The organism is Kitasatospora sp. NBC_01246, assembly GCF_036226505.1.
Taxonomy (GTDB): Bacteria; Actinomycetota; Actinomycetes; order Streptomycetales; family Streptomycetaceae; genus Kitasatospora.
Genome location: NZ_CP108484.1, coordinates 7,102,204 through 7,116,856, shown reverse-complemented (window position 1 = coordinate 7,116,856; position 14,653 = coordinate 7,102,204). Strand labels below are relative to the sequence as shown.

The window sequence follows — 14,653 nt, the reverse complement described above, 5'->3', positions numbered from 1 at the left end:
GCGCCGTGCCGACCCGTGGGTAACCCGTTCGCAGGAGAAAGCCGACCGGCCGGTCCTTACCCTCGGTCACCTGCGCCTTCCGCCCTGGCCGCGCACCCTACTCGCCGGTAGGGTGTGGCCCACTCAGCGGTCCACCCTCCGCCGGGCGACTCCTCGGGAGCCCCCGGCGAGATCCGAGAGAGACGAGAGCGAGCATGACCGAGCAGAGCACCGCCCCCAGGGTCGCCGTCGTCACCGGCGCCGCACGGGGCCTGGGCGCCGCCACCGCCGAGCGGCTGGCGGCCGACGGCTACGCCGTCGCCGTGCTGGACCTGGAGGAGGCGGCCGGCCAGGACGCCGTCGACCGGATCACCGCCGCCGGCGGCCGGGCGATCGCCGTCGGAGCGGACGTCTCGGACGCCGGACAGGTGCAGGCCGCCGTGGACCGGATCGCCGCCGAACTCGGCCCGCCGGTCGTCCTCGTGAACAACGCGGGCGTGCTGCGCGACAACCTGATCTTCAAGATGTCCGAGTCCGACTGGGACACGGTCATGAACGTTCACCTCCGCGGCGCCTTCCTGATGACCCGCGCGGTGCAGAAGCACATGGTGGACGCGGGCTTCGGCCGCGTGATCAACCTGTCCTCCTCCTCGGCCCAGGGCAACCGCGGCCAGGCCAACTACTCCGCCGCGAAGGCCGGTCTGCAGGGCTTCACCAAGACCCTCGCCATCGAACTCGGCCGCTTCGGCGTCACCGCCAACGCGGTCGCCCCCGGATTCATCGCCACCGACATGACGGCGGCCACCGCCGCCCGGGTCGGGATGGAGTTCGAGGAGTTCAAGAAGGCCGCCGCTTCGCAGATCCCGGTCCAGCGGGTCGGTGTGCCCGAGGACGTCGCGCACACCATCTCGTTCCTGGCGAGCGAGGGCGCCGGATTCGTCTCCGGCCAGGTCATCTACGTGGCCGGCGGTCCCCTCGACTGAGCCATCGAACCTACACAGGGTTACCACGGAGTGGGAACCGGCGTGGCCGGTCTCCCACTCCGTGTGTTTTGCCCGCCCTTGGGAATGGGCGATCGGTGTTCGCTTGAACATTCGATAGGGGAATATCGGGAAATCGGACCGGAGCGAGGGCGATCCGGTCATTCAAACGCCGCTCCGAAGAATTCCGAATTCCACCGGGAGTCACGCCGGTCCACTGGGTAGGGTCACCCGCGTGCGAGCGCCGAGTGAATTGCAGGAGAACCCGACCACCCGCGGCAAGCGCTCCCGCCGCACCTCCGGAGAACCCGGCTGGCCCCCGCTCGGCCGACGCCGCGCGGGGCTGCTGGCCCTCACCTCGCTCGGCTACCTGATGGTGGTGGCGGGCGTCCTCCTCGACACCCCGCTGGTCGACCTCGACTGGGCGGTGCGCCTCGCCCGCCCCTACGAACGGTGGCCCGGGCCGCAGCCGCTGCTCGACAACTGGGTGGTGGCCGGGCAGCGCGGCCCGTCCGCCGTCGCGGCCTTCGCCTGGCTCGGCTGGCGCGCCCTCCGGCTGCGGCGCCTGCGCCCGCTGCTGGTGATGGGGGCGGCCCTGCTGCTGCTCAACGTCACGGTGGGCGCGGTGAAGATCGTCACCGGCCGGCTGGGCCCGCACTACGCGCACTACGTCGGCTCGCCCGAACTCTTCTCCGGCGGCACCGTATTCCCCTCCGGACACACCGCCAACGCGGTGGTCACCTGGGGCGTCCTGGCCTACCTGGCGGTCCGGTGGCGGCGCGGCGGCGCGGTGCTCGCCGGCGCCACCGCCACCTCGGTCGGGCTCACCACGATCTACCTGGGCACCCACTGGGTCACCGACGTCCTGGCCGGCTGGGCCGCGGGCCTGCTGGTGCTGCTCTCGCTGCCCCTGCTGGAGCCCCTGGTGACCGCCCTCGAACAGCGGACCGCCCGGCGCCGGGGGCCGGCGCTCACCCCTCCCAGCTGCGTTCCACGACCCCGTCGCGCACCGCGAGGTTGAGCCGCCCCTCGCGGTGGTCCATGGTCATCATCGCCCCCGGCTGGAGGACCCGCACCGAGGTCCAGCCGTCCCGGTGGGCCAGCTCCCGCGCCCGCTCGACCCGCAGGCCCGCGTAGCCCTCCGCGTCCGCTTCCGGCATCGCCACTCCCCCACTCGTACCCGGACGTACGCTGGAATCGTAGACCGGATCCCGCCCGACGGGAGGTGCGCGGGTATGCGAGCCACGACGCCGCGGCGCTGGCGCAGCGGCACCGAACCCAGTACCGCCCGGAGCGACCTCAAACTGCGCTATCTGCTCTCCCTGACCTTCACCCCGCTGTTCGCCGTCGCGACGGTGGCTTTCGCGATATGGGCCGCCAACGCCCCGGCGTACGGCGCGCCCGGCCGGGGCACGCTCACCGGATTCGCGGTGGCCTGCGGGCTCCTCACCCTGTTCGCCGTGGTCGATCTCGTCATCGTCATCCGGCGCCGCCGGACCGAGCTCTGACGCGGTGTCTCCCACGGAGTGGGAGGTCGGCCCGGCCGACTTCCCACTCCGCCGCGGCCCGGCCCGCTCAGCGGTTGCCGACCGCCTGCTTCACCAGCGTCCGCCCGAAGTCCCACATCAGGCCGCTCCCGCGGTGCGCGTCGTCCATCACGTCGGTGAAGGCGTCGATGAACCGGTCCACGTCCCGGTCGGTGATGATCAGCGGCGGGATCAGCTTGATCACCTCCAGGTGGTCGCCGGAGACCTGGGTGAGGATCCGGTGCCGCTGCAGCAGCGGGACGACCACCATCTGGGCGAACAGGCCCTTGCGGGCCGCCTGCAGCGCCGTCCACCCGGTCCGCAGCTTCAGCGACTTCGGCCGGCCGAACTCGATGCCGATCATCAGGCCCCGGCCGCGGACCTCGGCCATCAGCTCGTACCGGTCGACCAGCGCCGCCAGCCGCTCCCGGAACCTGTCCCCGACGGCGCGGGCGTTCTCCACCACCTTCTCGTCCCGCATCACCTCCAGGGTCGCCAGGCCCGCCGCCATCGCCTGCGCGTTGGAGCCGAAGCTGGCCGAGTGCACCAGCACCCGGTCCATCGAGGAGTAGACCTTCTCGAAGATCCAGCCCTTGCCGAGCGTCGCCCCGACCGGGACGTAGCCGCCGGAGAGCGCCTTGGCCGCGCAGACCAGGTCGGGCAGCACGCCCTCCTCGTGCTGGTAGGCGAAGAACTCCCCGGTCCGGCCGATGCCGGTCTGCACCTCGTCGCAGATCAGCAGCGCCTTGTGCTCGTGCAGGAGTTCCTGTGCCGCCCGCAGCCAGCCGGGTGGCGGGGCCAGCACGCCCTTGCCCTGGATCGGCTCCACGATCAGGGCCGCGACGTCGCCCTTCTTCAGTTCCTTGGCCAGTGCCCCGAGGTCGCCGAGCGGGATCGCGGTGTCCGGCAGCAGCGGATCGAAGCCCTTGCGGAACCCGCTCTCGCCGTTGACCGAGAGCGAACCGGTGGTCAGCCCGTGGAAGGCGTGGTCGGCGTAGAGCACGCGCCGGCGCCCGGTGGCGTAGCGGGCGAACTTCAGCGCCGTCTCGACCGCCTCGGTGCCGCTGTTGCCGAAGAAGACCCGGTCCAGCCCCGGCGTGTACGAGAGCAGCCGCTCCGCGAGCAGGCCGGGCAGCGGCGAGCAGTCGAACCGGACCAGGTCCGGCAGGTCGAGGTCCATCACCTGCTGGACGGCGCCGCGCACCACCGGGTGGTGCCGGCCGAGCGCGAAGATGCCGAACCCGGCGAGCATGTCGAGGTACTCGTTGCCCTCGGCGTCGTAGAAGTACGGGCCCTCGGCGCGCTCATAGTACTTGTCGAAGCCGATGGTGTGCAGCATCCGCGGCAGCTGCGGATTCAGGTGGCGGCTGTGCAGCTCGTACCGTTCGCCCCCGCGCTCGGCGAGCAGGGCGGCGAGGTCGAAGCGGGGTTCGTTGCCGGGGTCAGCCTGCATGGCGCTGGTTCGCTCCTCGGGTCGGTAGCAGGTTCTTGGCGAAGGCCGCGGTCTGCGCGGCGACCCCGGTGCCGGTCAGCCCGGTCTCCTCCAGGATCTCGCCCCGGGCGGCGTGGCCGAGGAACTCCTGCGGCAGGCCGAGCACCCGCACCGGGACGTCCACGTCGGCGTCCCGCAGCGCCTGGGCGACCGCCGCGCCGACGCCGCCGGTCCGGCCGTTGTCCTCGACCGTGACGACCAGCCGGTGCGCGGCGGCCAGCGCGGGCAGGGCCGGGTCGACCGGCTTGACCCAGCGCGGGTCGACCACCGTCGCGGTGAACCCCTCGGCCAGCAGCAGGCGCGCCGCGTCCAGCCCGGCGCCCGCCATGGTGCCCACCGTGACCAGCAGGATCTCCGGCAGCTCTCCGGTCCGCAGCAGCACGTCGACGCCGCCGATCCGCTCCACGGCCGGGACGGCCGGCCCGATGTTCCCCTTGGGGAAGCGGACCACCGTCGGCGCGTCCGTCACCTCCACCGCCTCGCGCAGCTGGGCCCGCAGCTGGTCGGCGTCGCGCGGGGCCGCCAGCCGCAGGCCGGGGACGACCTGGAGGATCGACATGTCCCACATGCCGTTGTGCGAGGCGCCGTCCGGCCCGGTCACCCCGGAGCGGTCGAGGACGAAGGTCACGCCCAGCCGGTGCAGGGCGACGTCCATCAGGACCTGGTCGAAGGCCCGGTTGAGGAAGGTCGCGTAGACCGCGACCACCGGGTGCAGCCCGCCGGTGGCCAGCCCCGCCGCACTGGTCACGGCGTGCTGCTCGGCGATCCCCACGTCGAAGGTCCGCTCCGGGTGGGCCTTGGCGAACTTGGCCAGCCCGACCGGCTGGAGCATCGCGGCGGTGATCGCGACCACGTCCGGCCGCTCGGCGCCCAGCGCGAGCATCTCCTCGCCGAACACCGACGTCCAGGAGACCCCGGCGCTGGGCGCGATGGGCAGGCAGGTGTACGGGTCGATCGGGTTGACGGCGTGGAAGCGGTCCGCCTCGTCCTGCTCGGCCGGACCGTAGCCGCGGCCCTTCACGGTCAGGCAGTGGACGATGACCGGGCCGCCGAAGCCACGAGCCTGCCGCAGCGCCTGCTCGACGGCGCCCAGGTCGTGGCCGTCGATCGGGCCGAGGTACTTGAGCCCGAGGTCCTCGAACATGCCCTGCGGGGCGAAGGCGTCCTTGAACCCCTTCTTGGCGCCGTGCAGCGCGTCGAAGATCGGCTGCCCGACCAGCGGGGTGCGCTGCAGCGCTTCCTTGCCGAGGGCGAGGAAGCGCTCGTACCCCTGGGTGGTGCGCAGCGTGGCGAGGTGGTGGGCGAGGCCGCCGATGGTCCTGGCGTAGGAGCGCTCGTTGTCGTTGACGACGATCACCAGCGGGCGGTCCCGCGCCTCGGCGATGTTGTTGAGCGCCTCCCAGGCGAGCCCGCCGGTGAGCGCGCCGTCACCGATCACCGCGACGGTCTGCCGGTCGTGCTGGCCGAGCAGCTGGGCGGCCTTGGCGAGGCCGTCGGCGTAGGAGAGGGCGGTGGAGGCGTGCGAGTTCTCGACCAGGTCGTGCTCGGACTCCGCGCGCGAGGGATAGCCGGACAGGCCGCCCCTGGAACGCAGTTTCGAGAAGTCCTGCCGCCCGGTGAGCAGTTTGTGGACGTAGCTCTGATGGCCGGTGTCCCAGACGATCCGGTCGTAGGGCGAGTCGAACACCCGGTGCAGCGCGATGGTCAGCTCCACGACCCCGAGGTTCGGGCCGAGGTGGCCTCCGGTCCGGGTGACGGCATCGATCAGGAAGGCGCGGATCTCGTCGGCGAGGAGTGGGAGGTCGGCGGCCGGGATCTTTCTGAGGTCGGCCGGGGACGTGACGCCGGAGAGCAGTGGCATGTGTTCACCTCACGACTCGGAGCAGTGCTGTGGTGCCCCCCTGTGGCAGGACCGCCCGGCACGGGGGCGACCCCGTGCCGGGCGGGGCGCGGTCAGTGACCGCGGTTGGCGCCGACGGTCTCCGTGAGCGCGCGCAGCGACTCCTTGAGCGAGCCCATGGTGGCGAGGACGGCGGTCGGCTCGTAGCCGCAGTGCGCCATGCAGTTGGCGCAGCGCGCGTCCTTGCCGCGGCCGTACTTCGACCAGTCGGTCTTCTCGATCAGTTCGCGGTAGGTGGGCACGTACCCGTCGGCCATCAGGTAGCAGGGGCGTTGCCAGCCGAAGAGCGAGTAGTTGGGGATGCCCCAGGCGGTGCACTCGAAGTCGACCTTGCCCTCCAGGAAGTCCAGGAAGAGCGGGCTGTGGTTGAGCCGCCAGCGGCGCCGGTTGCCGCCGGAGAAGGTCTTGCGGAAGAGCTCCCTGGTCTGCTCCACGCCGAGGAAGTGCTCCTGGTCGGGCGCCTTCTCGTAGGCGAACGCCGGGGAGATCATCATCTCGTCGACCTTGAGGTCGTCGTTGAGGTAGTCCAGTACGTCGATGATGGTCTGCGGGGTGTCGGTGTTGAAGAAGGTGCTGTTGGTGGTGACCCGGAAGCCGCGCCGCTTGGCCTCCTTGATCGCCTCCACCGCCTCGTCGAAGGTCCCCTCCTTGGCCACCGAGGCGTCGTGCCGCTCGCGCAGCCCGTCGATGTGCACGGTGAAGGTGAAGTACGGCGAGGGGGTGAACTTGTCCAGCTTCTTGCGCAGCAGCAGCGCGTTGGTGCAGAGGAAGACGTACTTGCGGCGCGCCACCAGCTGGCGGACGATCTCGTCGATCTGCGGGTGCATCAGCGGCTCGCCGCCGGCGATCGAGACCATCGGGGCGCCCGACTCCAGCACCGCGCCGACCGCCTGGGCGACCGGCATCCGCTGCTTCAGCACACCCGCCGGGTGCTGGATCTTGCCGCACCCCTCACAGGCGAGGTTGCAGGCGAAGAGCGGCTCCAGCTCGACGATCAGTGGGAACTTGTCCCGCCGCTTGAGCTTCTGCTGCATGAGGTAGGTGCCGACCCGCACGGTTTGGCGCAACGGCATGGCCATGGCTAGCTCGCCTCCTGAGGGAGCGTCGAGGGTGTGGGGTGGTTGAGGCTTGCGGACCGCGGGCCTGCCTGCCGCGGCCGGTTCTGCTCGTGCCAGTCGACCAGCGCGGGCACGGTGGCGCGCAGCGTCCGCCAGGCGCGGACGCCGGCCGGCAGGGTGCCCGGGCGCAGCAGCTCGCGCTCGGGGGTGTCGACCACCACCCGCAGGACGGCGGCGGGCAGGGCCGGGCGGATCTCCTGGAGGGCGGCGAGGACCGCCGCGGCCTCCATGTCGACGGCGAGTGCGCCCTGCAGGTGCAGGGCGCGCCGCTCCAGACCGCGCACCACGTGGTCGGCGGTGTGGTGCACGCCGGTGTGGACCGTCAGCCCACGCGTCTTCAGCGCCCGGCTGAGCTCGGGCCCGGAGTCGACCGCGAAGAGGTTCCCCTCGGCATCGCGCACGCCGTCCGCAACGATCACGTCACCGGGTGTTATTCCCGGCGCGACGGCCGCGCCGAATCCGGCCACCACGACGGCGCCGTAGCCGCCGGGCGCCGAGGTGAGCAGCCGTCTGACCGTGTGGGCGGCCCGGCGGCGACCGACACCGGTGCGGACCAGTACCGGCGGCCCGCCGGCGGCGCCGCGCCAGTCCCCTCCGCGCAGGGCCCAGACCTCGGGGCCGAGTGCGCAGAGCACCAGCAGCGGAGCGGGCTTCACCGGGCCGCTCCGATCACCGGGCTGCCGCCGGCCGGGGCGCCCTTGGCGCCGGGGACGCTGTCCCGGCCGGTGGCGGGAGTGCCGTGCAGGTACCGGCCGAGCGCGGTGACCGGGAAGACCAGCCGGTAGAGGTGGTAGTTGATGGAGAAGTCCCACGGGAAGCCCGTCCCGGTGAACTGCGGCTCGTCCCAGGTGCCCTCGGGCAGCTGGGTGCGGGCCAGCCAGTCGACCCCGCGCACGACCGCCGGGTTGGCCCGGCCGTCCGGGCCCTCGCCGGCCGCGAGCAGCGCCATCAGCGCCCACGCGGTCTGCGAGGCGGTGGAGTCGCCGCGCCCGGCCCAGCGGGCCGGGTCCTCGTAGGAGCGCATGTCCTCGCCCCAGCCGCCGTCGGTGTTCTGCCGGTCCTCCAGCCAGCGGACGGCGCGGCGGATCGCCGGGTGCTCGTCCGGGACGCCGGCCGCGACCAGGGCGGGCAGCACCGAGCCGGTGCCGTAGATGTAGTTGGTGCCCCAGCGGCCGAACCAGGAGCCGTCGGCCTCCTGGTTGCGCAGCAGCCACTCCACGCCCCGGCGGGTGCGGGGGTCCTTGCCCTTGCCGACCTCGGCGAGCATCTCCACCACGTGGGCGGTGACGTCGGCGGACGGCGGGTCGACCACCTCGCCGAAGTCGCAGAACGGCAGCTTGTTGGGCAGGGTGCTGGTGTTGTCGACGTCGAAGGCGCCCCAGGCGCCGTTCTTGGACTGCATGCCGAGGTTCCAGCCGACCCCGCGGTCGACCGCGCCGGTCACCTTGGCGGGATCGGGGTGGGCCACCCGGCGCAGGGCGAGCACCACCTCGGCGGTGTCGTCGATGTCGGGGTAGGTGTCGTTCTCGAATTCGAACGCCCAGCCGCCGGGGGCGAGCGAGGGCCGCTGGACGGACCAGTCGCCGCGCCGGGTGATCTCCTCGGCGAGCATCCAGTCGACGGCCGAGACCAGCGCGGGGTGATCGGCCGGCAGCCCGGCGTCGGCCAGCGCGATGGTGGCCAGGCAGGTGTCCCAGACCGGGGACTGGCAGGCCTCCAGCCAGCGCCGGCCGTCCTCGGTGTGCACGGTGAAGCGGTCGAAGGAGGAGAGCCCGGCCTGCATCACCGGATGGTCGAGTTCGTAGCCCTCCAGGTGCAGGGCGATCAGCGAGTAGACGGCGGGCGGCTGGATCCCGCCCCAGCAGCCGTCCGCCTCCTGCCGCTCGACGATCCAGCGGCAGGCCTGCGAGAGGGCGAGCCGGCGCAGTGGGCGCAGCGCCCGGCGGTGGTAGGCGTGCAGCACCTTGTCCAGGCGTTCGAAGACGCCGTCCCAGGTGGTGGCGGGGGCGAGCGGGCGCTCGGGGAAGGGGTGCTCCGGGTCGGTGTGCAACTCGGTCAGCGGGAACGGCGCGGGGCGCACCGGGCGGTGCGCCGAGACGATGGTGAGCGGCACGATGGTCTGCCGGGCCCAGCATCCGAAGGCGTAGATGTTCAGCGGGAGCCACTTGGGCAGGAAGATGATCTCAGGTGGCATCTCGGGCAGCCGCGCCCAGGGCCACCAGCCGAAGAGGGCCAGCCAGATCCGGGTGAAGACCCGGGCGGCCGCGATGCCGCCGGCGGACCGGACGTAGCGGGCGGCGGCGAGCATGTGCGGGGCGTCGGGATCGTCACCGGCGAGCTTGAGCGCGACGTAGGCCTCGACCGTGGTGGAGAGCTCCGCCGGTCCGCCGTGGAAGGTGGACCAGGTGCCGTCCTCCCGTTGCTGGGAGCGGATCCACTCGGCGGTGGCCTTGGTCTGCTCCTCCGTCCGGATCCCGAGGAACTGCCGGAGCAGTAAATCCTCGGCGTCCATGGTGACGTTGGTCTCCAGGTCGCCCTTCCACCAGCCCTCGGAGCTCTGCAGCGAGAGCAGGTGGGTGGTGGCGCGCGCCAGTGCCTCCTCGGCCGAGAGCGGACCGTCCTGCTCCTGGTCGGGCCGGTCGGCCGACCGCCCGGCGCTCAGCAGCGCCGGGGGGCGGTCGCCCACCGCGACCGGCTCGGAATCGTACTCAGGGTCGAGCCGGCCGTCCGCGGTTGCTGTCAACGTAACGTCACCTCTCTCGTACCACCACGAATTCGGCGAGTGCGACGAAGTGCTCGCGCACCACATCGGGCATGGGCACCTCGTCCAGAGCGGCGAGGGCAGTCGTGTGCTGGCGGCGGGCCTCCTCCTGGGTCCAGGCGCGGCCGCCGGCCTCCTCGATCAGCGCGGCGCGGGCGGCGAGCTCGGGCTCGCTCTCCTCGCCGCGCCCCGAGGGGTCGGCCAGCTGTTCGGCGAGCCGGCGCGAGGCCGAGCCGCCCTCGGCGAGGGCCGCGGCCACCGGCAAGGACTTCTTGCGCTGGCGGAGGTCCCCCCAGTGCGGCTTTCCGGTGACCTCGGTGGCGCCCCAGATGCCGAGCAGGTCGTCCACCGCCTGGAAGGCCAGTCCGAGGTGGTGGCCGTAGCGCTGGAGGGCGTCCGAGACCCGGTCGTCGGCGCCGGCCAGGACGGCGCCGATCGCGGAGGCGGCGGCGAGCAGGGCGGCGGTCTTGCCACCCTCCATCTCCAGGCACTCGGCGACGGTGACGCTGTCCCGCTGTTCGAAGGCGACGTCCATGGCCTGGCCGTCGATGAGCCGACGGGTGGCGGTGGTGAGGAGCCGGACGGCGCGCGCGGCGTCGGTGGGGCTCGTGCCACCGGCGGTGGCCGCGTCGAGCAGCACCTCGGTACCGAGCGTCGCCAGGGCGTCGCCCACCAGGATCGCCTGGGCCGGTCCGAAGACCGTCCAGGCGGTGGCCCGGTGCCGTCTGGTCTCGTCACCGTCCATCAGATCATCATGGAGCAGGGAGAAGTTGTGCACCAGTTCAACGGCCACCCCACCGGGCACACCGGCCTCCGCCGGAGCGCCGACGGCCTGGGCCGAGAGCAGCGCCAGGGCGGGGCGCACGGCCTTGCCGCCGTCCCCCGCGGCCGGCGTGCCGTCCCGGTCGATCCAGCCGAAGTGGTAGGCCCCGACGGTGTCCATCGGTGCGGCCAAACGGGCGACGGCGGCCCGCAACGGCGGGGTGCAGAGCGTGCGGCTGCGGGCGAGCAGCTCCGGCACCGAGACCGGTTCGGCGTGCGCCGTGCCTCCGACGGCAGTGCCGGTGCGTGACTCCACGTGCGTTCCCTCTCCCTGGTGGTGCCGGGCCGCGCGGGACGGCCGGGCGCTTGCGATGTCGATGAGACCGGTGCGGCCGGCGGTGGGGCGGCCGGATCTCGCGGGGTCGCCGGGACCGGCGGCGGGGCCCTGGGTCACCGGGGCCACCTCCCGTCGCCGCGGTCCACCGGGAGCCGGGTACCGGCGCCGGCGAGCGCCGCGTCGGCCGCGGCGTGGCCGCTGCGGACGGCGCCCTCCATGGTCGCGGGCCACCCGGTGGCCGTCCACGCGCCGGCCAGCAGCAGGCCGGGGACGTGCGTGCGGGCCGTCGGGCGGACGGCGGCCGTGCCCGGGGCCGGGTCGAAGGTGGCGGTGCGTTCGCGGGTGACGAAGAAGTCCAGCACCTCGGCCCCGCCGGCGGCGGGGAGCAGCCGGGCCAGCTCGGGCAGGTAGCGGCGGCGCAGCTCGGCCACCGGCAGGTCGATCTCGTCCTGGACGGCGGACTGGGAGAGCGCCAGGTACTGGGCCCCGGGGTGGGCCCGGCCCAGCTCGGTGGCGGCCAGCCCGGAGTGCGCGGTGCGGTCGAAGACCCACTGCACCGGCGAGCCGAGCGCGGCGAAGAACGGGCGCCGCAGCACCTTGCGGTCGTAGACCACGTGCACGTTGAGGATCGGCGCGGTGCCGAAGCCGGCCAGCCGCTGCTGGGCGTCGACGGCGTCGGGCGGCAGCAGGGCGGCAGCGGTGTCCTGGGCGCCGGCCAGCACCACCGTGTCGGCCATGAGCAGCTCGCCGCTCTCCAGCCGGACGGCGTGCTGCGGGGCGGACGGCTTGAGCTCGGTAGCCCGGGCTCGCAGCAGTACCTTCACGCCGGCGCGCTCCAGCTCGGCGAGCGCCCGGTCGTGGTGGATCACGCCGAGCGGGACGGCTGCCATGCCGATGTCGGAGGCGCCCGGATCGGAGAGCAGGCCAGTCTTGAAGACCATCGCGGCCAGCGCCAGCGACACCTGGTCGGCCCGGGCGTTCAGGGTGGCCACGCCGACCAGGTCCCAGAGCGCGGCGATGGTGCGCTCGTTCTGCCCGTTGCGGCGCAGCCAGTCACCGAACGAGACCGCGTCCAGCGCCGGATCGGCGAGGTCGAGGCCCTGGAGCGCGATCGCGCCGCGGACCACCCGGGCCCGGTCGGCGGGCGCCAGGTGCGGGTAGGTGGCCAGGCTGGCGGCCAGGTGCAGCGGGACGGGCAGGCCCGCCCGGCGGAGCCGGCCGAGCGTGCGCACCGGCGCGGCCGCGGGCCCGGACACGCCGAGCACCGGGACGTCCAGCCGGTCCTGGAGGTGGACCAGCCGGCTCGCGCCGAGCCGGTCCAGCAGGCCCCGGTAGGCGGTGCAGCAGCGCAGGTAGACGTGCTGGCCGTTGTCGACGGTCAGCTCGCCGCGCTGGAACGAGAAGGCCAGGCCGCCCAGTCGGGGACGGCCCTCGACGAGGGTGACCCGGTGGTCGGCCTCGGCCAGCCGGAGCGCGGTGGTGATGCCCGCCAGGCCGCCGCCGACCACGACGGCGGCCGGGCGCGCGGCATCGGCTCGCCCGGTCATCGGCCCTCCCCCTCGCATCCGGCGCCCGACCCGGTCCGGTCCGGGGCGCTCGTGGTCAACACGGTCGTGCCCAACACGGTGGTCAACACGGCTCTACCCATAAGTGATTCCCCGCTGACACAGCGTGACAGAAGTGCGGCGAGAATCAAGAACGCCCCCCGGCGAGCCCGGAAAGCGCCACGTACGCCTTCTCCCAGCCCGGCAGCGAGACCCGGCCGCGCAGCACCGACTCCGGGTCGGCCGCGATCCGGCCGAGCAGCCGGTGGTAGATCCCGGCCATCGCCGCGGTGCAGGCGCGGCTGCGGCGGTCGAGCATCGGCAGCAGCCGCAGGCCCTCCTCGAAGGCGGCCTGGGCCCGGGCGGCCTCGAAGGCGACCAGACCGGTGAAGTCGGCGCCGGCCGGCGGCCTGGGCAGCGCGAAGCCCCGCTCGCAGCCGAACCGGACGAGGTCCTCGGCGGGCAGGTAGGTGCGGCCGTTGAGGGCGTCCTCGCGCAGGTCGCGCAGGATGTTGGTGAGCTGGAGCGCGAGGCCCAGCGTGTCGGCGTACCGGGCCCCGCGCTCGGGGTCGTCGCAGCCGTACACGCCGAGCGAGATCCGGCCGATCGCGCCGGCGACGCAGCGGCAGTAGACCTTGAGCTCCTCGTACGTCTGGTACTCGGCGCCCTTGAGGTCCATCTCGACGCCGTCGATCAGCTCGTCGAAGCCGCCGAGCGGGATCGGGAAGCGCCGGGCGGTGTCCGCCAGGGCGACCTTGATCGGGTCGGTGTCGTCCTCCGACACCGACCCCGCGCGGATCTCGTCCAGCAGCTCGCGCGTGCGCAGCAGTGCCTCGGCCTTGCGGTCCGCGGGGAGCTCGCCGTCGCCGATGTCGTCGACCCGCCGCGCCAGGGCGTACAGGGCCGACATGGCCAGCCGCTTCGGCTCCGGCAGCAGGCGGATGCCGTAGCTGAAGTTGCGGGCCTGCAGTCCGGTGACTGCCTCGCAGTACCGGTACGCCGCCATGACCTGCGCCGACGCCAGTGGTGATGCCGCCACTCGGGCGTTCACCTTCCCTTCGCGAAGATGGCCGCCGCCTTCGCTGCGAGGCGGCGCTTGTCGGGCTTCGTCTGCTGGGCGAGCACGTCGTACCCGGCGCCCTCGATGGCGGCCAGGGCCGCGTACCCGCCGGCGGTGAATCCCGCCAGGAGCAGTCGAAGCCTCCCCCGAACCGTACCTACCAACGGCGCGCCGCGGTCCAGCAGGGTGCGGGCCCGTCCGACCTCGAAGGCGACCAGCTCACGCACCGCGCCGCCGGCGGACGGGGCGGCGAGGTCGGCCTCGGTGACGCCGAAGCGGGCCAGGTCCTCGGCCGGGAGGTAGATCCGGCCGCGGGCGAGGTCCTCGGCGACGTCCTGGAGGTGCTCGACCACCTGGAGGCCGCTGCAGACGGCGTCGGAGAGCTCGATCCGCTCGGGCGTGGAGACGCCCGCGATGGCCAGCACCAGCCGGCCCACCGGGTCGGCGGAGAGCGTGCAGTAGCCGACCAGGTCCCGGTAGGTGGCGTAGCGGGCGGTGGTCTGGTCCACCCGGTTGGCCTCGATCAGACGGCGGAACGGCTCCGGGGTCAGCGCGTGCCGGTCCACCAGCGGGACGAGCGCGCGCATCAGCGGGTGGCGGGGCGCCTCGGCGGCCGCGGGGCGCAGGGCGGTCTCGAAGACCCGGTCGAGGTCCCGCTCCAGCCCGTCGAGCAGTGCGAGCCGGAAGGCGACCTCGTCCGGACCCGGCGGGGCGGGCTGGGCCGAAGGGGTGGTGGCGGGGGGCCGCCCGGCCACCCCGAGCAGCCGGGCGGCGCCGGCCGGGTCGGCGAGATCGCCGTCGCCGGCGTCGTCCACCAGCCGGGCGAAGCCGTAGACGGCCATCAGGTCGTCGCGCCAGGCGGCGGGCAGGAAGAACGGGGCGACCGGGAAGTTCTCCGCGCTCGCCTTGTCCAGGGTCACTCCCGCTGGACCGTCCGCCGTCCCGTCGCCGGGCCGGGACTCACTACTGGGCTGGGCCGAAGCCGACACTGCTGTCACTCCCCCGTTCTACACCGCTCGGTACGACCGGCCCGAGTCGGACACGCGTCCGATATCGGGGGTCACCTGCGACACACCACCCCCGCGCCTTACAGCGTGACACCACCGCCCGCGCCGGAAAAGGGCGCCCCACCCGGCGCGCGGGGCGCTCACCCGGGCAGCGGCGGGCCACCCGGGGGACGGCGGGGTTCCCCCC

The 14,653-nt window shown here is 73.4% G+C and carries 13 protein-coding genes; 3 read left to right on the top strand and 10 right to left on the bottom strand.

Going from position 1 to position 14,653, the window contains the following annotated elements; translation table 11 throughout:
* The first annotated feature begins 194 nt into the window (after positions 1–194).
* Positions 195–962 carry a 3-oxoacyl-ACP reductase FabG gene (gene fabG / locus OG618_RS30195; protein ID WP_329490731.1) on the top strand — a complete coding sequence of 256 codons (768 nt, stop codon included), beginning with the start codon at positions 195–197 and terminating at the stop codon, positions 960–962.
* 232 nt (positions 963–1,194) lie between these two features.
* On the top strand, positions 1,195–1,980 hold the full coding sequence (locus OG618_RS30190) for a phosphatase PAP2 family protein (RefSeq protein WP_329490730.1): 786 nt from the start codon (positions 1,195–1,197) through the stop codon (positions 1,978–1,980).
* Here OG618_RS30190 and OG618_RS30185 read toward each other — a convergent pair.
* Positions 1,931–2,119, bottom strand: coding sequence for an I78 family peptidase inhibitor (locus tag OG618_RS30185; protein ID WP_329490729.1), 189 nt, complete (start codon positions 2,117–2,119; stop codon positions 1,931–1,933). The two genes, OG618_RS30190 and OG618_RS30185, sit on opposite strands and share 50 nt — an antisense overlap.
* Before the next feature lie 75 nt (positions 2,120–2,194).
* On the opposite strand from OG618_RS30185, the gene OG618_RS30180 reads away from it, so the two are divergent.
* Positions 2,195–2,467, top strand: coding sequence for a DUF6343 family protein (locus tag OG618_RS30180; protein WP_329490728.1), 273 nt, complete (start codon positions 2,195–2,197; stop codon positions 2,465–2,467).
* 67 nt (positions 2,468–2,534) lie between these two features.
* Here OG618_RS30180 and OG618_RS30175 read toward each other — a convergent pair whose 3' ends face one another.
* The 9 genes from OG618_RS30175 to hpnC form a co-directional block, all read right to left on the bottom strand.
* Entirely contained in the window at positions 2,535–3,938 is a 1,404-nt protein-coding gene (locus OG618_RS30175; protein ID WP_329490727.1) for an aspartate aminotransferase family protein, read from the bottom strand.
* Complete coding sequence (dxs, locus tag OG618_RS30170) at positions 3,928–5,838, bottom strand: 1-deoxy-D-xylulose-5-phosphate synthase (RefSeq protein WP_329490726.1); 1,911 nt, start codon at positions 5,836–5,838, stop codon at positions 3,928–3,930. Before dxs ends, OG618_RS30175 begins: the two co-directional genes overlap by 11 nt.
* 92 nt (positions 5,839–5,930) lie before the next feature.
* Positions 5,931–6,956: an adenosyl-hopene transferase HpnH gene (gene hpnH / locus OG618_RS30165; RefSeq protein ID WP_329490725.1), complete on the bottom strand. Its 1,026-nt coding sequence runs from the start codon at positions 6,954–6,956 to the stop codon at positions 5,931–5,933.
* A 2-nt stretch (positions 6,957–6,958) separates the two neighbouring features.
* Positions 6,959–7,651: a 5'-methylthioadenosine/S-adenosylhomocysteine nucleosidase family protein gene (locus OG618_RS30160; protein ID WP_329490724.1), complete on the bottom strand. Its 693-nt coding sequence runs from the start codon at positions 7,649–7,651 to the stop codon at positions 6,959–6,961.
* Entirely contained in the window at positions 7,648–9,738 is a 2,091-nt protein-coding gene (gene shc, locus OG618_RS30155; RefSeq protein ID WP_380384649.1) for a squalene--hopene cyclase, read from the bottom strand. Before shc ends, OG618_RS30160 begins: the two co-directional genes overlap by 4 nt.
* 7 nt (positions 9,739–9,745) lie before the next feature.
* A complete protein-coding gene (locus OG618_RS30150; protein WP_442906885.1) occupies positions 9,746–10,834 on the bottom strand; it encodes a polyprenyl synthetase family protein in 1,089 nt (362 codons plus the stop codon).
* Positions 10,835–10,968: 134 nt separating this feature from the next.
* Positions 10,969–12,402 carry a hydroxysqualene dehydroxylase HpnE gene (gene hpnE / locus OG618_RS30145; protein WP_329490723.1) on the bottom strand — a complete coding sequence of 478 codons (1,434 nt, stop codon included), beginning with the start codon at positions 12,400–12,402 and terminating at the stop codon, positions 10,969–10,971.
* Positions 12,403–12,547: 145 nt separating this feature from the next.
* Positions 12,548–13,405: a presqualene diphosphate synthase HpnD gene (gene hpnD / locus OG618_RS30140; protein ID WP_329492348.1), complete on the bottom strand. Its 858-nt coding sequence runs from the start codon at positions 13,403–13,405 to the stop codon at positions 12,548–12,550.
* A gap of 41 nt (positions 13,406–13,446) precedes the next feature.
* On the bottom strand, positions 13,447–14,379 hold the full coding sequence (hpnC, locus tag OG618_RS30135; protein ID WP_329490722.1) for a squalene synthase HpnC: 933 nt from the start codon (positions 14,377–14,379) through the stop codon (positions 13,447–13,449).
* Positions 14,380–14,653 lie beyond the last annotated feature (274 nt).

Coding starts and splice junctions, on each gene's coding strand:
- fabG (WP_329490731.1), top strand. CDS start 195: ATGACCGAGCAGAGCACCGCCCCCAGGGTCGCCGTCGTCACCGGCGCC.
- OG618_RS30185 (WP_329490729.1), bottom strand. CDS start 2,119: ATGCCGGAAGCGGACGCGGAGGGCTACGCGGGCCTGCGGGTCGAGCGG.
- OG618_RS30180 (WP_329490728.1), top strand. CDS start 2,195: ATGCGAGCCACGACGCCGCGGCGCTGGCGCAGCGGCACCGAACCCAGT.
- OG618_RS30175 (WP_329490727.1), bottom strand. CDS start 3,938: ATGCAGGCTGACCCCGGCAACGAACCCCGCTTCGACCTCGCCGCCCTG.
- dxs (WP_329490726.1), bottom strand. CDS start 5,838: ATGCCACTGCTCTCCGGCGTCACGTCCCCGGCCGACCTCAGAAAGATC.
- hpnH (WP_329490725.1), bottom strand. CDS start 6,956: ATGGCCATGCCGTTGCGCCAAACCGTGCGGGTCGGCACCTACCTCATG.
- hpnE (WP_329490723.1), bottom strand. CDS start 12,402: ATGACCGGGCGAGCCGATGCCGCGCGCCCGGCCGCCGTCGTGGTCGGC.
- hpnD (WP_329492348.1), bottom strand. CDS start 13,405: ATGGCGGCGTACCGGTACTGCGAGGCAGTCACCGGACTGCAGGCCCGC.